Source organism: Methylobacterium sp. WL120 (assembly GCF_008039465.1).
Taxonomy (GTDB): Bacteria; Pseudomonadota; Alphaproteobacteria; order Rhizobiales; family Beijerinckiaceae; genus Methylobacterium; species Methylobacterium cerastii.
Genome location: NZ_VRUT01000106.1, coordinates 1 through 17,026 on the forward strand (window position 1 = coordinate 1; position 17,026 = coordinate 17,026).

Genomic DNA, 17,026 nt, shown 5'->3' on the forward strand with positions numbered 1-17,026 from the left:
CCGCGGGTCACGGTGGTGCGGATCGCCAGGCGCCCGCCGGTCGCGGCGAGGGCCCGCATCGCCGTCTCGACCGCCTCGGGGCAGACCGGGAAGCCCAGCGCCGCGACCGAGGCGACGAGGCGGGCGACGTGCGCTTCCGCGAAGGCGACGCGGCCGGCGAGCGCCAGGGCCGTGTCGAAGACGCCGTCGGCCAGGGTCAAGCCGCGATCGGTGAGGTCGAAGGGCAGGGTGGTGCCGTCGCTCAGGCGCCCGTCATGCCACAGCATCATGGCCCTCCCCCGAGGGGCCCCGCGCCCGCCAGCCGCGGGCGAGCCCGAGGAAGTTCGAGAAGATCGCGTGGCCGTTCTCGGTGAGCACCGATTCCGGGTGGAACTGGATGCCGTAGGTCGGGTGGCGGCGATGCGACAGGGCCATCACCTCGCCCTCGGCCGAGCGCGCGTCGACGGTGAGGTTGGCCGCCATGGCCGGCCGCGGCGCCACCACGAGGGAGTGGTAGCGCCCGACCTGCATCCCGGCCGGAAGCCCGGCGAACAAGCGCTCGCCCATATGCGTCACCGGCGTCGCCTGCCCGTGCAGCGGCTTCTGCGCCCGCTCGACGCTGCCGCCGAAGGCCGCGCCGATCGCCTGGTGCCCGAGGCAGACCCCGAGGATCGGCATCTGCCCTGACAGCGCGCGGATCGCCGGCAGCGAGATCCCGGCCTCGGCCGGCGTGCACGGCCCGGGCGAGATCACCAGGGCCTCGGGGGCCAGCGCGCGGATGCCGTCCACGTCGAGGGCGTCGTTGCGCACCACGCGCACGGTCTCGCCGAGCTCCTCGAAGTAGCGCACGACGTTGAAGACGAACGAATCGTAGTTGTCGACGACGAGGATCATGGACGTTCTCGGTGGCCCGCGGCCGTGGTCGGCCGAGGGCGTCCGCCGCACCCGCGGCGACGCGCGATCGCGCTTGCCGACCTTCGGTCGGGAGTCTTGGGGTGGCCGGCGGCCGGCGAGCGGCCCGCCATCCGGCCGGCCCGGGATCGGCCGGGCGCGCTCATGCCTCGAACGCCTGGAACACGCGCGCGGCCTTGGTCAGGGTCTCGTCGTACTCGGCCGACGGGTCCGAGAGCAGCGTGACGCCGCCGCCGGCCTGGAGCACGGCCGTCGTCGCGTCCATGAACACGGTGCGGATCGCGATCGAAGTGTCGATCGACCCGTCGAACCCGATCCGGCCGATGGCCCCGCAATAGAGCTCGCGCGCGTCGCCCTCGATCTCGGTGATGATGTCCATGGCCCTGAGCTTCGGCGCGCCGGTGATCGAGCCGCCGGGAAACGTCCTCTCGAGCAGGTCGAAGCCGTCGAGGCCGTCGCGCAGGGTGCCCGTGACGACAGAGACGAGATGGTGGATGCCGGCATAGGATTCCAGCCCGCACAGCACCGGCACCCGCACGCTGCCCGGCGCGCAGACCCGGGACAGGTCGTTGCGCAGCAGGTCCACGATCATGGTGTTCTCGGCGCGCTCCTTCGGATCGCCGAGCAGCCGCGCGGCGCGGGCTGCATCCTCGACCGGGTCGTCGCTGCGCGCGAGCGTGCCCTTGATCGGCCGGGTCTCGACCTGGCCGGCCTCGAGCTTGAGGAAGCGCTCGGGCGAACTCGACGCGACGGTCAGCCCGTCGAACTCGAGGTAGGCGCCGAAGGTCGCCGGGTTGGTCTCGCGCAAGGCGCGGTAGAACGCGAACCGGTCGAAGTCTTGGGGCAGGGCGGCGGTGAAGCGCTGGGCGATGTTGGCCTGGTAGATGTCGCCGGCGCGGATGTAGTCGCGCACCCGCTCGACCGCCGCCTCGTAGCCCGCGCGCGTGAAGTTCGAGTGCCAGGTCGGCGGCGCGGCGGATGCGGGCGGGACGGCGGGTTCCGGCGCCGCCCCTGCCAGGCAGTCGGCGAAGGCCGCGAGACGCACCCGCGCCCGCGCCTCGCGCCGGGCCGGATCGGTCTCCGGGAACCCGGTGGCGGCCAGGCGACAGGTGCCGGCGCCGTGGTCGACGGTGAGCGCGACGTCGTGGAGGTCGAAGGCGGCGTCGTCCGTCAGCCCGGCCCGGCGGGCGGGCGCGACCACGCGCTCCAGCGCCTGCCCGAGATCGTAGGCGCAGTAGCCGATCGCGCCGCCGGAGAACGTCTCGCCGGATTCCGCTTCGAGCCGATAGGGCGCGAGGCAGGCGCGCAGGGCCGCCATCGGCCCGCCCGGCACCGGCCGCCCGTCGAGCGTGGCGCGGCCGTCGCGAAAACGGAAGCGGGCGAAGGGGTCGGCCGCCAGGATCGAGACCCGGCCGAGGGTGTCGTGCCGCATCGCGCTGTCGAGGAAGGCGAGGCCGGGCCAGCGCCGCAGCCGCATCGCCGCCGCGACGGGGTCGACGAACGGGATCTCCCGGGTCCAGATCTGTTGCGCCGCCATATCCTGCGCTGTCACGTCCGGTTCGAGGGCCATGGGTGTGGAGTGCCGGGTGCCGGCCCGTCGGTTCAAGTGCGAAGGCCTCGCACAGGCGGTTGCCCCTGGGAAGCCGCAGCCGATGCCGCAGGGTTTCGCGACCGATGCGCCGGACGCAATCCCTCCCGGTGGCGGCGCGGGGCTCGCGCGTCCTGCGCGATCCCGCTATAGCGATGACGCATCACGACAATCCGGGTCCGACGACGCGCCGGCCCCGAAGACCAGCCGGCCCCGAAGACCCGGGATCCTCGAAGCGTTCGACCTGGCGGCGTCCACGCCGCACGAAGGCAGCATGACCGCATCCGCACTTCCGTCCGATCCGAAGGTCACGGCCAAGACACTCGGCGCGCCAAAAATCTCGTTCGTCTCGCTCGGCTGCCCGAAGGCGCTGGTCGATTCCGAGCGGATCCTGACGCACCTGCGGGCCGAGGGCTACGAGCTCGCCCGCCGCCATGACGGGGCGGACGTGATCATCGTCAACACCTGCGGCTTCCTCGATTCGGCGAAAGCCGAGTCGCTCGCCGCGATCGGCGAGGCGATGGCTGAGAACGGCCGGGTCATCGTCACCGGCTGCATGGGTGCGCAACCGGAGGAAATTCGCGAAAAATATCCGAACCTGCTCGCGGTGACGGGGCCGCAGGCCTACGAATCGGTGGTGGCCGCCGTCCACGAGGCGGTGCCGCCGGCCCACGACCCGTTCCTCGACCTGGTGCCGCCGCAGGGCGTCAAGCTGACCCCCCGGCACTACGCCTACCTGAAGATTTCGGAGGGCTGCAACAACCGCTGCACCTTCTGCATCATCCCGTCGCTCCGCGGCGACCTCGTCAGCCGGCCGGCCGGCGACGTGCTGCGCGAGGCGGAGAAGCTGGTGAAGGCCGGCGTGAAGGAGCTGCTCGTCGTCTCGCAGGACACCAGCGCCTACGGCGTCGACATCCGCTACGCCGAGAGCCCGTGGCGGGACCGCACGGTGCGGGCGAAGTTCTACGACCTCGCCAAAGAACTCGGCGAGCTCGGCGCCTGGGTGCGGCTGCACTACGTCTACCCCTACCCGCATGTCGACGAGGTGATCCCGCTGATGGCGGAGGGCAAGGTCCTTCCCTATCTCGACATGCCGCTGCAGCACGCCTCGCCGACCGTGCTCAAGCGCATGCGCCGCCCGGGCAACCAGGAGCGCCAGCTCGAACGCATCCGGCGCTGGCGCGAGACCTGCCCGGACCTGGCGATCCGCTCGACCTTCATCGTCGGCTTCCCCGGCGAGACCGAGGCCGAGTTCTCGGAGCTGCTCGACTGGATCAAGGAAGCCAAGCTCGAGCGCGTCGGCTGCTTCACCTACGAGCCGGTGACGGGTGCCATCGCCAACACGGTAGGCGAGGCGGTGCCGCCTGAATTGCAGTTGGAGCGCAAGCGCCGCTTCATGGAAGCGCAGCAGATTGTCTCGCTGCGCCTGCAGAAGGCGCGCATCGGCAAGCGCCTGCCCGTGATCATCGACACGGTGGGCGCCGACGGCATCAAGGGCCGCTCGAAATACGACGCGCCCGAGATCGACGGCAGCGTCCACGTCACCAGCCGCCGGCCGGTGCGCCAGGGCGACGTCGTCACCGTGAAGATCGAGGCGGCCGACGCCTACGACCTGCGCGGCAGCGTCGTCTAAGATCGGTTTTCGAAAGGGATCATCCCTTTCGTGGGTCCAGGGCGATGTCCTGGGGGTGGTTCGTCGGGCTCCGCCCGACACCCGCCAAAGGGATGATCCCTTTGGTATCCCGGATCCAGGATCAGGTCTTGCGCTCGGCCTGCTTCACCGCGATCCAGGCCGCCTCCATCGCCGCGAGGTCGGCGTCCGACAGGGTTCCACCCTCGGCCTCGATCCGGGCGGCCATGGCGGTGAAGCGGCGCACGAACTTGTCGTTGCCGGCCCGCAGCGCCGCCTCCGGGTCGATTCCGGCGTGCCGGGCGAGGTTGGCCACCGAGAACAGCAGGTCGCCGACCTCCTCGGCCACCGCCTGCGTGTCGCCCCCGGCCAGCGCCTCGGCGACCTCGTCGGCCTCCTCGTGGACCTTGGCGACCACGTCCGCCGCATCCGCCCAATCGAAGCCGTAGCCGGCCGCCCGCCGCGAGATCTTCTCCGCCCGCGTCAGGGCCGGCAGCGTCCCGGCGACGCCGTCGAGGGGACCCTCGGGGGCAGGAGACGGCTTGCCTGCGCTCTTGGCCGCGCCCTTGGCCGCATTTTTGGCCGCGCGCTCGGCCGCCTTGATCGCCTGCCACTGCGCCTCGACGGCGCTTGCGGCCCGGCGCGGGCTGCCGACGGGGAGCAGGGCGCCGCCTGGCTCGAACACGTGCGGGTGGCGGCGCACCAGCTTCGCCACGATCGACCGAGCCACGTCGTCGAGATCGAAGGCGCCGGCCTCCTCGGCCATCCGGGCGTGGAACACCACCTGCAGCAGCAGGTCGCCGAGTTCTTCGCGCAGGTCGCCCAGGTCGTTTCGGGCGATCGCGTCGACGACCTCGTAGGCCTCCTCCAGGGCGTAGGGCGCGATGCTCGCCGAGGTCTGGGCGACATCCCAGGCGCAGCCGCGCTCGGGATCGCGCAGCTCGGCCATCACCCGCCTCAAGGCGTCGAGTGGCGATTCGACCATGCGTCAGGGCTCCCGAGGGGACGGCCCGTCCGACCCCGACGGGGCAGGGGTAGACTGGCACGGTCGTGAAATCACCTCCGCTTATCGGCCTGCTGCGATGACCCTTCGCTGCGCCGATCCGCCTACCCGTTTCGTCCGGCTCAGCCGCTCCTATGGGGACAAAGGCGTCATATTCCCTATCTTCCAAGTGGACATTCTGAGGGTGACGGATCGTTCGTCGAAGCGGACGACGCGAAAACGCCCTAGGAAGACTATCAGTAAGGATTCTCAGAGAGTCTATTCTGAAGGTTATAAGGGGTAGCGAAAAACGCTACCCCGACAGGGGTTTGACCCAGGTTCTCGCATCCGACTCTGCGTGGTTCCGCATTCGACTCTGCGTGGGATCGCATCGAACTCTGCGCGGGATTCCCGTGGCGCCGCATCGGAGTCTGCGCGGATCCGCATGCGATTCGGCGTGATCCGGCCGGTTTTCCGGTGAGGAACGGGGACAAGTCGCAAGCTCCGGCGCGTATCGAACTCTGCGTGGTCGGCGGCCCGTCGCGGAAGCGCATCGAACTCTGCGTACGAGGCCTCGAGACACCCCCGCGCACCGGATGCCGTGCGGAAAGCCGGAGAGAGGACGGCCGAGGGGAGGGGAAGCGTGGATTGCCGGGATAACCGCCCTGCCCCCGAAGGACTCCGGCCCGGCGGGAGACTCCGGGCCGGTGAATCGTGCCATCACGGCCCGCGCCTCGCAGGACCCTGCCGGGCGCTCGGGCTGCCGCTTGCGGCGGAGCCGGGAGGGATGGTCCGCCCACGGTGCGGTCGCGGAGTTTTCGGACGACACGCATGGGGATCGAGGACAGACTGGCCGGCATCCGCGACGCCGACCTCCGCGCGGAGGTCGAGGCGGCGCGTGGCGGCTTCCTGTTCGCCCAGATCGTCGAGCACATCCTCCACCGGCAGCAGGTCCGCGACGCGGAGGCCTCGGCCCAGGGCGCGGTCGCCGGGCGGCGAGCCGGGATGGGGCGGGACCAGCGCCGGCGCGACGCGGTGCGCGAGGTGATCGAGAACCAGCCGACCGTGCCGGAGAACCTCCAGCACATCCATTCGGTGCTGGCCTTGTGCGGCCTGCCCTATCGCGATCCCGGCCCGGTGCGGGAGTTCTCCCGCGATTACGGGCGCAACTCGCTCAACCTCGTCGCCGGCCGGCTGAAGAGCCCGGTCACCGGCGAGATGGAGCCGCAGGGCCTGCCCTACGGCCCGAAGGCGCGGCTCGTGCTGCTCCACCTCTGCACCGAGGCCGTGCGCCAGCGCAGCCCGACCATCGAGGTCGCCGATTCCCTGTCCGGCTTCATGCGCGAGATGGGGTTCGCCGTCACCGGCGGCGAGCGCGGCACGATCCGGCAGTTCAAGGAACAGCTCAACCGGCTCGCCGCCTGCTCGATGCAGATCGGCCTGTGGGACGGGCACGACCAGGCCAGCACCCTCAACGTGCCGCCGTTCCGCAGCCTCGACCTGTGGCGCCCGAGCGCGCGGGAGGGGGCGAGGGACGGGGAGGGCGCGGCCTGGTCCCGCACCGTGCAGTTCCACCAGGACTTCTACGACAACCTGATCCGGCACGCCCTGCCCGTCGACATCCGGGCGGCGCGGGCCTTCTCCGGCTCCGCGCGCAAGCTGGACCTGCTGTTCTGGGTCGGCTACCGCCTGCGCGCCCTGCAGCGACCCCTGCGGCTCACCTGGACGAACCTGCACGGGCAGTTCGGCGCCGAGAACGCCTGCATCCGCAGCTTCCGTCAGGCGTTCAAGACCGACGTCGCGCATCTGTGCGAGGTGTTTCCCAAGCTGCCGGTCGCCCTCGACGACGGCGGCATGACCCTGCAGCCGGCCGATCCCGGCATGCTCCTCGTTCCGCCCCGCAAGGGAATACGGAAGATGCAGGCAGGGAAAGAGGGATCCCTATAAGGAATACCTGCTTATTCCAAAGTACGAGATCCTCCGTCGTTGGGAACGAGCGTTCCATTCCCTGAAGCGTCGCGAGCTGCCGCCGCCTCTGCATCTTCCTTCCATCTGGGAACGATGATATTCCATTTCTTCCATTGGAAGGAAAGCGCAGGGCGTGATGGAATTGTCGGAAGCGGAGATCGAGGCGCGTCTGGCGGACCTGCGCCGTCGGCGCGAGGCCCTCGATCGCGAGATCGCCGACCACGTCCTGTATCTCGAGCTCGGCCGGCGCCTGCGCGGCGCTGGCCCGGCGCCGGCCCAGTCCGAGGAGCGAGCCTCGGAGCTGCACGAACCGCCCGAGGCGGTCTCGCCGCGCGCGCCGGCCGCCATCCGAACCATGCCGGCCGCGCCTGAGCCGCCGCAGCGGGTGCCCGTCGCCTTCGAGGTCGATCCGGCAGGCGCGCGCCGCTACGGCCGCGCCCTGATCGAGGCCGCCTGCGGCATCCTCGTGCGGGCCGGCCGGCCGATGCATGCGGGCGAAATCCTGGAGGCGCTCGTCGCCGAGGGGTTCGCGGTCCCCGGCCAGGACCCGGTCGCGGCGCTGAACACCCGGTTGTGGAAGCGCTCGGGGCCGCACGGCCCGCTGCGGCGCCTGGGCGACGCGGTCTACGCGCCGGCACTCGGGGCGGAGTAGGCGGGGCAGGGTAAGGATGAGGTGCGGGCGAAGCCGCGCCCGGTCCGGCCCTACGCGACGGTGTCGCGACCGGAGGCGGCGCGCTGCGCCCGGGCGGAGCGGAGATCCCGCCCGACCTCCAGCACGAACATCCGCAGGGAGACGATGCTGAACACCACGATGGCGCCGACCAGCATGGCGGAGACGAGGGTCTTGGCGGTCGCGACGTCCACGGCGAAAAATCCTGGTGGGGGAGAGGTTTGCGTTCCCGTCAGATGTGGGCCTCGCCTTCGCGGGGCACCACCGGGGCGCGGGCGGTGGCAGTCATGCGCTTTAATCAATCCTCGTGCGCCACCGCACGCGAGACCTGCATGAAACGCAACGAGGATGGAGAATTCGTGAACGTTCTCCGGTTCGCCCCCAGGTTCGCGCCGACGCTGGCCGCCATCGAGGTGTCGGCGCGCGAAATTCCGGGTCGAACCGGTCGGGTGCGGCGCCGCACGGCTGGTCCATCGCGGCAAATCCCGCGATAAGCCGCCCGGCGAGGGCAGGGCCTCGGCGGGAGGACGGCATGGTCGCCACGCAAGGCATTTCACGGCACGGCGCGCGCGCAGGGCAGGTGGTGCGCAAGCGGTCGAGCCGGCACCGGGCGCGGCTCGCGGCGGCCCTCGTCGCGAGCCTCGCCGCCCTCCTGGCGCCGGCGCCATCGTCCGCCACCGAGGACGCCCCAGCCGGCGGGCCTCCGACGGTGGCGGGCTACTTCTACGTCGGCGGCCGCTACGAGCGCGTCGCCGACAAGACCGTGATGGTCGGCCAGATGTTCGTGCAGTCGCGGCGGCCCGCCACCGTCACGCAGCCCTGGCCGGTGGTGATGGTCCACGGCATCTCGCAGACCGGGGTCAACTTCCTCGGCACGCCGGACGGCCGGCCCGGCTGGGCCCAGCGCTTCGTCGAGAAGGGGTTTGCGGTCTACATCGTCGACCAGGTCGGCCGCGGCCGCTCCGGCACCAACCCGGAGGTCTACGGCCCCTACGCCCGGTTCTCCACCCGCGCCCTGGAGGAGACCTACACCGCCCAGGAGCTCTACGACCTGTTCCCGCAGGCCAAGCTCCACACCCAGTGGCCGGGCGGCCCCGGGGTGCAGGGGAACGCCGCCTTCGACCAGTTCTTCGCGAGCCAGGTGCCCTACCTCGCCGGCGCGCAGCAGACCGAGGAGCTGGTCGACCCGGCGCTGATCGCCCTGCTGGACAAGATCGGGCCCGCGGTGCTCGTCACCCACGGCCAGGCCGGGCTGTTCGGCTGGGCGGTCTCGGACGCGCGGCCCGACCTCGTGAAGGCGCACGTCGCGGTCGAGCCGAACGGGCCGCCCTTCTTCGACGTGCGCCTGCGCGGCGGCAAGGACTTCTACGAGAAGTCGGGCGACGGGCGCGCCCGCGCCTACGGCATCACCCGCGTGCCGCTGACCTTCGACCCGCCGGTGAAGTCGCCCGAGGATCTCGTGGTGATGCAGGCCAAGGCGCCCGCGGCCGAGGGGCGGATCCGCTGCTGGCTTCAGGGCGAGCCGGTGCGCAGCCTCCCGAACCTCGCCCGCGTGCCCGCGGTGATCGTCACCGCCGAGGCTTCGTTCCGCACGGCCGTCGACGACTGCACCACCGCCTTCCTCGCCCAGGCCGGCGCCCGGCCCGACAGCCTCAAGCTCGCCGAGGCGGGCCTGCGCGGCAACGGCCACATGATGATGCTGGAGAAGAACAGCGACGCGGTCGCCGACGCGCTGATCGGCTGGATCGCCGCGCGCCCGCGCTGAGGCCGGTCGAGACCGATCGAACCGAGCGAAGCCCGCGGTGCCGGAACCAACCGTGGCGTGCAGGCCACAGGCGGGCGCATCCGTCCGCCGAGGCCTTGTGCGCGCCAGGCCCTGGCCGTAACGAAGATCCAGAAAAGCCAATTAGAACATCAGTTTAGCATAATTCCAAACAACGCCGCGAAGCCTGTTTCGCAGCGATTGACCCCTGCTGTCCGCATCCTGGCAAGGCCCCTCAGTCCCATGTGTCGTTCCGCCCTCCGCCCAACTCCGGACCTGCGCAGTCTCGTGCTGGCCGGCGCCTCGCTGTTCGCGCTGGCGCCCCTCGTCCCGTCGGCCCCCGCGCAGGCGCAGGAGGCGACCGCGCCGCGCCGCGGCGTCGGCAACCCGCCCGCCGAGGCGAGCGTGCAGCTCGAGACGCTGACGGTGGAAGGCCGCGCCGGCCCGGCGTCGCCCGTGGCTTCCGGCGTCGGCGCGCGTGCGATCGAGAGCCCGACCGGGCCGGTGGACGGCTACGTCGCGACCCGCTCGGCCACCGCCACCAAGACCAACACGCCCCTGATCGAGACGCCGCAATCGATCAGCGTCGTCGGTCGCGAGCAGATCGATGCGCAGAAGGCCCAGACCCTGACCCAGGCGACGCAGTACGTCGCCGGCGTCTATTCCGGCACCTTCGGCGCCGATTCCCGCGTGGATTACTTCACCATCCGCGGCTTCGTCGCGAGCGATTACGGCATCTACCGTGACGGGCTGCAGCTCCTGAACTACGGCTTCGGGACCTTCAAGGCCGAGACCTTCGGCCTGGAGCGGATCGAGATCCTGCGCGGGCCGGCCGCGGTGCTGTTCGGCGCGGGCTCGCCCGGCGGCATCATCAACCAGATCACGAAGCGGCCGCCGCTGGATCCGTTCGGCTACGTCGAGGTCGGCGGCGGCTCGTTCGATCAGAAATACGCCGCCTTCGACGTCGGCGGCCCGGCCGACGAGTCCGGCCACTGGTTCTATCGGCTCACCGGCTTCGGCCGCTCCGGCGGCACCCAGGTCGACGGCGCTCCCGAGGACCGCGGCTACATCGCACCGGCCTTCACCTACAAGCCGGACGGGGCGACAAAGCTCACGGTGCTGACGAGCTACCAGTACGACAACACGGCCGTCACCGCGAACTTCCTGCCCTACTCCGGCACCGTGCGTCGGAACCTGTCGGGCCTGTACATCCCGCGCTCGCTCAATCTGGGTGACGCCGGCTTCAACACCTTCCGACGGCAGCAGGCTTTTGCCGGCTACGAGTTCGAGCACGCCTTCGACGAGACGTGGACCATCCGCCAGAACCTGCGCTACTCGTTCAGCGAAAGCTTCCAGAACTCGGATATCGGCCAGCTCGGCTACAGCAACGCCGCAGAGACCCGGCTTGCGCGCTACCAGTTCCTGACGTCGAGCAAGATCGGGCTGTTCCAGGTCGACAACCAGGCCGAGGCGCGCTTCTTCGACGGAATCTTCAAGCACGACCTGCTGATCGGCCTCGATTACAAGAATTTCCAGTTGCACGACAACCAGGGCACCAACTTCGCGGCAGGTTACGCCGTCCCCGACATCAGCATCATCAACCCGACCTACGGACCGGCGACAGGCCGCCCCTCGCCCTACCTCGTCAACGCGGATTCCTTCACGCAGCTCGGCCTGTACTTCCAGGACCAGATCAAGCTCACGGATCGCCTGACCCTCGTCCTCGGCGGCCGACAGGACTTCGCCGACAACCGGGTGGTCGACAAGCTCACTGCCGGGGCCGGCAGCAACGGCCGCAGCGACAGCGCCTTCACCTATCGCACGGCGTTGATCTACAACTACGATTTCGGGTTGGCGCCCTACGTCAGCTACTCGACCTCGTTCCAGCCGCTGCTCGGCACCGACATCAACAATCAGGCCTTCAAGCCGGAGACCGGCGACCAGATCGAAGGCGGCGTCAAGTTCGAGCCGCCGGGTGCGGGCTATTTCCTGACGCTGGCCGGCTTCGACATCCATCGCCAGAACGTGCAGACGCCTGTTCCGAACACCTTCTTCTCATCCCAGATCGGACAGGTCCGTTCCACGGGCTTCGAGGCGCAGTTCACCGCGACCCTCGCGGAAGGGTTGAACGCGGTCGCCGCCTACACCGTCTACGGCTTGACCACGGAGAAGAGCGCCGACCCGACCACCCTCGGCAAGGTGCCGGTGAACATTCCCGAGAACTTCGCCTCGCTGTTCCTGGATTACACCATTCCCGCCGGCGAATGGCGCGGCTTCGGCTTCGGCGGCGGCGTGCGCTACGTCGGTCGATCCTACGCCGACACGGCCAACACCTTGCGGGTGCCGGAATACGTCCTGTTCGATGCGCAGGTGCACTACAACTGGGACCGGTGGCGGCTGGCCGTCAACGCGACCAACATCGCGGATCGCCGTTTCGTCTCCTCCTGCCAGTCGTCCTTCTCGTGCTTCTACGGCGACGCCCGCCGCGTGGTGGCGAGCCTCGCCTACAAGTGGTGATCCCCGCGCGGGCGGCGCGCGCCGCCCGCGTCGCCGGCTACGATTCCTGCTCCGACCCCGCGCGCGCGCGCTCTCGCAGCAGGTACTTCTGCACCTTGCCGGTGGAGGTCTTGGGCAGCTCGCCGAACACGATGGTCCGGGGCATCTTGTAGGCGGCGAGCCGGCCGCGGCACCAGCGGATCAGGTCGTCGGCGTCGGCCGACGCGCCCTCCTTCAGCTCGACGAAGGCGCACGGCGTCTCGCCCCACTTGTCGTCGGGCTTGGCGACGACCGCCGCGGCGGCGACCGCCGGGTGCTTGAACAGCGCGTCCTCGACCTCGATCGAGGAGATGTTCTCGCCGCCCGAGATGATGATGTCCTTCGAGCGGTCCTTGAGCTGCACGTAGCCGTCCGCGTGCTTCACGCCCAGGTCGCCGGTGTGGAACCAGCCGCCTCGGAACGCCGCCTCGGTGGAGGCCGGGTTCTTGAGGTAGCCGCGCATCACCACGTTGCCGCGCATCATCACCTCGCCCATCGTTTTGCCGTCGGCGGGCACGGATTCGAGGGTCTCGGGGTCGCGCACGTCGAGGCCCTCGAGCACGGGATAGCGCACGCCCTGGCGCGCCTTCTTCGCGGCTTGGGCGTCGGCCGGGAGGTCGTCCCATTCGGCGTGCCAGGCGTTGACGACCGCCGGGCCGTAGCTCTCGGTCAACCCGTAGAGGTGGGTGACGGCGAAGCCCGCCTCGCGCATGCCCGCCAGCACCGCCTCCGGTGGGGGGGCGGCGGCGGTGAAGAACGCGACCCGGTGGGGCAGGGGCCGGCGCTCGGCGTCGGACGCGTTGATCAGGAGCTGCATCACGATCGGCGCGCCGCACAGGTGGGTGACGCCGTGCTCGGCCATCAGCGCGTACATCGCCCCAGCCCGGACCTGGCGCAGGCAGACATGGGTGCCGGCCACGATCGACAGCGTCCACGGGAAGCACCAGCCGTTGCAGTGGAACATCGGCAGCGTCCAGAGATAGACGGGGTGCTGCCCCAAGGCCCCCGTGACGACGTTGCCGAGCGAAAGCAGGGCCGCGCCGCGGTGGTGGTAGACCACGCCCTTCGGGTCGCCGGTGGTGCCGGAGGTGTAGTTCAGGCTGATCGCGTCCCACTCGTCGTCGGGCATCGCCCAGTCGTGCTCGGGATCGCCCTTCGCGAGGAACGCCTCGTAGTCGCAGGTGCCGAGGGCCTCGCCGGCGCCGGCATATTCCGGGTCGTCGTCATCGATCACCAGCAGGCTGCGCCCGGCCTGCGCCAGCGCGTCGCGTGCGATGCCCGAGAACTCGCGATCGACGACGAGGACCTTGGCCTCGCCGTGCGCGAGGCAGAAGGCCAGCGCCGCCGCGTCGAGGCGGGTGTTGAGGGTGTTGAGCACGGCGCCGGCCATCGGCACGCCGTAGTGGCACTCGATCATCGCCGGGGTGTTGGCGAGCAGCACCGCGACGGTGTCCCCGCGACCGATCCCGTGGGCGGCGAGCGCCGAAGCCAGGCGGCGGCATCGGGCGTAGAGCTCGGCGTAGGAGCGTCGCAGCGACCCGTGGATCACCGCGACCTGATCGGGGAAGACCCGCGCCGCCCGGTCGAGGTAGCCAAGCGGCGTCAGGGGCTGGTGGTTGGCCGGGTTCCGGTCGAGGTCGCGGTCGTAGATCGTGTCGCGGCGCATGGCGGCCTCCGGGCCAAGGTGTCGCCGGGACAGTACCGCGCGCGGCTGCGGGGTCCAACGGCCCTCGGCCCACCGAAACCCGCTCCGATCAGTGGTGGCGTTCGGCCCGCCCCGGCCCGAGGGTGTGCGGCTCGTGCAGGAACTTGGCGAGCTCGAAGCCGATCTCGATCATCAGGCCGTCGACCAGCTTGGTCAGGTTCGCCTGCCCGAGGCCGTCGGCCAGCGCGCGCAGCGCGATGACGTGCTCGGCCATGCGGTTCACCAGGCGCTCCGCCTGGCGCAGGTCGGCCGACCGGTTCTCGGTGGTGTCGATGACGATGCCGCGCCCCTGCGCCGTCCCGTCGGCCGCGTTCCGCTCGACGCGGCCGCGGATCAGGAGCTTGCGCGTCCCGACCTCCGATTCGAGCGTGCGGAACTCGGCCTCGATCGGGCCGCCGACCTCGCCGGCCGCGTGAAGGCAGCTCTCGATCCGGGCGCGGTCCTCGGGATGGGTCCTGTCGAGGAAGGCGCCGAGCGACACGCCGGCGGCCGCGACCTCGGGATCGAGGCCGAGCAGGCCGGCGAAGTCGCCCGACAGCGCGAGGCGCCCCGCCCAGTGGTCGTGCACCCAGGCGCCGACGACGCCGGAGGCATCGAGGACCGCCCGGAGATCGTCGTTCGGATGAGGGGGCGGGGCCTGTGTCATGCAACTCCTGAAGACCGATCCTCTACAACGTAAACCTGAGGTATATTTACCACCACCACGTTGAGGCTGGAAACCAATCTAATTCATCACCTGAGTTAAGAAAAGTGCCAAGACGTCCGGGACCGCAAAACGAACTTGAGGTTGGCTTTGGATCCGCGTTCCGTGTCCGCCCTGCGCCGCGGCGTCGACGGATCTTTAGCTGGCGCCCGGCCGTGCGGCACGGCCCGCGCCTGCGTTAACGGCCTCTTAACCATAATCGACGCGATATCGGGATCACGGCATCCCTGGGTCACAGGATCATCGCCTCGGCGCGGGTCTCTTGACGCTAGGTTGCTCCGAGCGCGTGCGCCGCAACTTCGCTTCGGCTCGCGAACGGAACGTCCGCAGGCCGATCTCGACCCAGGCAAGTCCTAGGCAAAGCAAGCCTCGGGCGAAGCGGGTCTTGCACGAAGCAAGCCTTGGACGAAGCAAGCCTTGGATGAAGCAAGCCTTAGACGAAACAAACCCTGGACACGGCAAGCCTGAACCGAGGACCACCCGATGAAAGCGATCACCTTCGTCACCCAGAAGGGGGGCAGCGGCAAGAGCACGCTCTGCATCTCGCTCGCGGTCGCCGCGCAGGAGGCCGGGCGCTCGGTCTGCATCCTGGAGATGGACCGCCAGGCCACGATCTCCGATTGGCTCGACCACCGCACCGCGGAGGGCCCCGAGGTCGCGCAGATCGACGCCACGCAGATCGACGCGGTGATGAACCAGCTTCGCGAATCGTCCTACGACTACGTCTTCATCGACACGCCCGGCGTCGATTCCACCGGCACCCTGTCGGCGATCCGCGCCGCCGACCTCTGCATCATCCCGTGCCGGCCGACGCCCGCGGACCTGCGCGCCTTCAAGCCGACCCTGGCCGCCGTGTACCGGCTCGAGAAGAAGTTCGCCTTCGTCCTCAACCAGACGCCGCCGCGCTCCTACCGCATCCGCGACGCGGCCGACGGCCTCGCGGTGCTGGGCATCCTGCCCGACGTCAACATCGTGGCGCGCACCGACCACCAGGACGCGATCGGCGTCGGCCAGGGCGTCACCGAGTTCAACCCGAAGGGGCAGGCGGCGGGCGAGGTGCGCCGGCTCTGGTCCTGGATCGAGAAGCGCACCCAGGCGGGCAAGGTGGGATCGGGGCAGGCGGTCTCGGGCAAGCTTGTTTCGGGCAAGGCGGTGAAGCATGTCGAAGCCGCCTAAGCTGAACCTCGCCTCGATCGTCGCGGCCTCGGCGCCGGCCACGCGCGGGGCGCCGCAGACCGCCGAGATCGTCCAGCTCGACCGCGGCGCAGCCCCGCAGAAGCGCGGCCCCGCCACCCTGAAGGAGCGCGCACGACAGATGTCGGTCTACCTCGAGCCGCCGGTCTACGACCAGCTGCGCGACCTCGCCTACGCCGAGCGCACGAAGATGCACGCGATCATGCTGGAAGCTCTCGACCTGCTGTTCAAGCAGCGCGGCGCCCGCTCGATCGAGCAGCTCTCGGAGCATCTCCCGCGCTGAGATCCGAGGCCTGACCGGTAACCCCGCGGCCGAGGCGGCACGTCCGACCGGTCCCGTCGATGGGCCAGAACCCGCTTTCTGAATGTCAGTGCAACGCTTTGCTGCCGCATCCTCATGCGTCGACGGAGCGCGAAACCCTGTGAATCCCGTGAGCCGGACGCCCCGGCGCCCGGCCCGTTCAGGCTTCCTTTACGGCGTTCGGACAAGTGTCGGTTCGTTCGGTGGCCGTTCCCTTGTGCAGGGGGCGAACCGGATGCTCCGGCGCGACCGCTTCCCCGCGGGCCGGTGTCTCGGCACGTGGCGTACAGGCGGATCCGGTGGGCATGGCGCGTTCGACGCTTCTTCGAATCCCGGATTCGTGCCGCGGCCCGCTCCCCTTGCGGCGCCTGCTCGCGGTCTCGGCGATCGCGCTGGCCACCGCCAACTGCAGCACGAACCCGCAGAAGTTCGCCGGCCCCGCCGGCAACGGGCTCGACCCGAAATACGGCGTGAAGACCAGCCCGCGCCTCTACAACGAGGGCGACGTGATCCCGAAGGGCGGCGGACGCCGCTTCTCGGGCAAGCCCTACGTCGTCGCCGGCCGCACCTACGTGCCGAAGGAGGATGCCCGCGGCTACGTCCGCGAGGGGCTGGCCTCCTGGTACGGCGCCGCCTTCCACGGGCGCATGACCGCCAACGGCGAGGTGTTCGACCGGCACTCGATCGCCGCCGCCCACCCGACCCTGCCGCTGCCGAGCTACGTCCGCGTCACCAACACGGCCAACGGCTACTCGATGGTGGTGCGCGTCAACGACCGCGGCCCCTATCACGCCGACCGCGTCATGGACGTCTCGGAGGAGGTCGCCCGGGCGCTCGAATTCCACAACAAGGGCACGGCGCGCGTGCGCGTCGCCTATCTCGGCAAGGCCTCGGTCGCCGGTTCCGACGACCGCAAGCTCCTGGCGACCCTGCGAACCGACGGCGTGCCGGCGGGCGGGCGCGCCCCGGTGATGGTGGCCGACCTCGGCCCCTCGGAGGAGCCGGAGCGGTTCTCGCGGACGGCGCCGGCGCCGCTGGCGTTCAAGCCGGCCCCCGAGCGCGAGGAGCGCGACGAGGCGCCCGCCCCGCGGCCGGTG

Annotated in this window: 15 protein-coding genes; 8 read left to right on the forward strand and 7 right to left on the reverse strand. The window is 70.3% G+C overall.

The annotated features are described in order from the left end of the window. The 3 genes from FV229_RS18295 to pabB form a co-directional block, all read right to left on the reverse strand. On the reverse strand, positions 1 to 266 hold a 266-nt coding region (locus FV229_RS18295), incomplete at its 3' end, for an aminotransferase class IV (RefSeq protein WP_348644191.1). Beyond that, positions 253 to 873, reverse strand: coding sequence for an aminodeoxychorismate/anthranilate synthase component II (locus FV229_RS18300; RefSeq protein WP_147753333.1), 621 nt, complete (start codon positions 871 to 873; stop codon positions 253 to 255). The genes FV229_RS18295 and FV229_RS18300, both read right to left, overlap by 14 nt. A 160-nt stretch (positions 874 to 1,033) precedes the next feature. After that, complete coding sequence (pabB, locus tag FV229_RS18305) at positions 1,034 to 2,428, reverse strand: aminodeoxychorismate synthase component I (protein ID WP_246688247.1); 1,395 nt, start codon at positions 2,426 to 2,428, stop codon at positions 1,034 to 1,036. A gap of 325 nt (positions 2,429 to 2,753) precedes the next feature. Between pabB and rimO the strand changes: the two genes are divergently transcribed. Next, positions 2,754 to 4,112, forward strand: a complete 1,359-nt coding sequence (rimO, locus tag FV229_RS18310) for a 30S ribosomal protein S12 methylthiotransferase RimO (protein WP_147753334.1) — start codon at positions 2,754 to 2,756, stop codon at positions 4,110 to 4,112. Positions 4,113 to 4,233: 121 nt separating this feature from the next. Here the strand turns inward: rimO and mazG are convergent, their stop codons facing one another. After that, positions 4,234 to 5,094 (reverse strand): nucleoside triphosphate pyrophosphohydrolase, encoded by an 861-nt coding sequence (gene mazG, locus FV229_RS18315; protein WP_147753335.1) that lies wholly within the window; start codon positions 5,092 to 5,094, stop codon positions 4,234 to 4,236. 828 nt (positions 5,095 to 5,922) lie between these two features. Between mazG and FV229_RS18320 the strand changes: the two genes are divergently transcribed. Next, complete coding sequence (locus tag FV229_RS18320; protein WP_147753336.1) at positions 5,923 to 7,038, forward strand: replication protein RepA; 1,116 nt, start codon at positions 5,923 to 5,925, stop codon at positions 7,036 to 7,038. Between the two features lie 157 nt (positions 7,039 to 7,195). Beyond that, a complete protein-coding gene (locus FV229_RS18325) occupies positions 7,196 to 7,711 on the forward strand; it encodes a hypothetical protein (RefSeq protein ID WP_147753344.1) in 516 nt (171 codons plus the stop codon). A gap of 50 nt (positions 7,712 to 7,761) precedes the next feature. Here FV229_RS18325 and FV229_RS27495 read toward each other — a convergent pair whose 3' ends face one another. Next, positions 7,762 to 7,923, reverse strand: a complete 162-nt coding sequence (locus FV229_RS27495; protein WP_187273662.1) for a hypothetical protein — start codon at positions 7,921 to 7,923, stop codon at positions 7,762 to 7,764. A 338-nt stretch (positions 7,924 to 8,261) separates the two neighbouring features. On the opposite strand from FV229_RS27495, the gene FV229_RS18330 reads away from it, so the two are divergent. Next, complete coding sequence (locus FV229_RS18330; RefSeq protein WP_187275190.1) at positions 8,262 to 9,494, forward strand: alpha/beta hydrolase; 1,233 nt, start codon at positions 8,262 to 8,264, stop codon at positions 9,492 to 9,494. A gap of 240 nt (positions 9,495 to 9,734) precedes the next feature. After that, the gene (locus FV229_RS18335; RefSeq protein ID WP_147753337.1) at positions 9,735 to 12,008 is read left to right on the forward strand and encodes a TonB-dependent siderophore receptor; all 2,274 of its coding nucleotides are present in this window, start codon (positions 9,735 to 9,737) and stop codon (positions 12,006 to 12,008) included. 37 nt (positions 12,009 to 12,045) lie between these two features. Here FV229_RS18335 and FV229_RS18340 read toward each other — a convergent pair whose 3' ends face one another. Beyond that, a complete protein-coding gene (locus FV229_RS18340) occupies positions 12,046 to 13,692 on the reverse strand; it encodes an acyl-CoA synthetase (protein WP_147753338.1) in 1,647 nt (548 codons plus the stop codon). A gap of 88 nt (positions 13,693 to 13,780) precedes the next feature. Beyond that, complete coding sequence (locus FV229_RS18345) at positions 13,781 to 14,377, reverse strand: PAS domain-containing protein (RefSeq protein WP_147753339.1); 597 nt, start codon at positions 14,375 to 14,377, stop codon at positions 13,781 to 13,783. Between the two features lie 540 nt (positions 14,378 to 14,917). Here FV229_RS18345 and FV229_RS18350 point away from each other — a divergent pair. The 3 genes from FV229_RS18350 to FV229_RS18360 form a co-directional block, all read left to right on the forward strand. Further along, the gene (locus tag FV229_RS18350) at positions 14,918 to 15,610 is read left to right on the forward strand and encodes a ParA family protein (protein WP_147753340.1); all 693 of its coding nucleotides are present in this window, start codon (positions 14,918 to 14,920) and stop codon (positions 15,608 to 15,610) included. Further along, positions 15,594 to 15,911, forward strand: coding sequence for a ribbon-helix-helix domain-containing protein (locus tag FV229_RS18355; protein ID WP_147753341.1), 318 nt, complete (start codon positions 15,594 to 15,596; stop codon positions 15,909 to 15,911). Before FV229_RS18350 ends, FV229_RS18355 begins: the two co-directional genes overlap by 17 nt. Before the next feature lie 323 nt (positions 15,912 to 16,234). Further along, on the forward strand, positions 16,235 to 17,026 hold a 792-nt coding region (locus FV229_RS18360; RefSeq protein ID WP_147753342.1), incomplete at its 3' end, for a septal ring lytic transglycosylase RlpA family protein.

Coding starts and splice junctions, on each gene's coding strand:
- FV229_RS18300 (WP_147753333.1), bottom strand. CDS start 873: ATGATCCTCGTCGTCGACAACTACGATTCGTTCGTCTTCAACGTCGTG.
- pabB (WP_246688247.1), bottom strand. CDS start 2,428: ATGGCGGCGCAACAGATCTGGACCCGGGAGATCCCGTTCGTCGACCCC.
- rimO (WP_147753334.1), top strand. CDS start 2,754: ATGACCGCATCCGCACTTCCGTCCGATCCGAAGGTCACGGCCAAGACA.
- mazG (WP_147753335.1), bottom strand. CDS start 5,094: ATGGTCGAATCGCCACTCGACGCCTTGAGGCGGGTGATGGCCGAGCTG.
- FV229_RS18320 (WP_147753336.1), top strand. CDS start 5,923: ATGGGGATCGAGGACAGACTGGCCGGCATCCGCGACGCCGACCTCCGC.
- FV229_RS18325 (WP_147753344.1), top strand. CDS start 7,196: ATGGAATTGTCGGAAGCGGAGATCGAGGCGCGTCTGGCGGACCTGCGC.
- FV229_RS18330 (WP_187275190.1), top strand. CDS start 8,262: ATGGTCGCCACGCAAGGCATTTCACGGCACGGCGCGCGCGCAGGGCAG.
- FV229_RS18335 (WP_147753337.1), top strand. CDS start 9,735: ATGTGTCGTTCCGCCCTCCGCCCAACTCCGGACCTGCGCAGTCTCGTG.
- FV229_RS18340 (WP_147753338.1), bottom strand. CDS start 13,692: ATGCGCCGCGACACGATCTACGACCGCGACCTCGACCGGAACCCGGCC.
- FV229_RS18345 (WP_147753339.1), bottom strand. CDS start 14,377: ATGACACAGGCCCCGCCCCCTCATCCGAACGACGATCTCCGGGCGGTC.
- FV229_RS18350 (WP_147753340.1), top strand. CDS start 14,918: ATGAAAGCGATCACCTTCGTCACCCAGAAGGGGGGCAGCGGCAAGAGC.
- FV229_RS18355 (WP_147753341.1), top strand. CDS start 15,594: ATGTCGAAGCCGCCTAAGCTGAACCTCGCCTCGATCGTCGCGGCCTCG.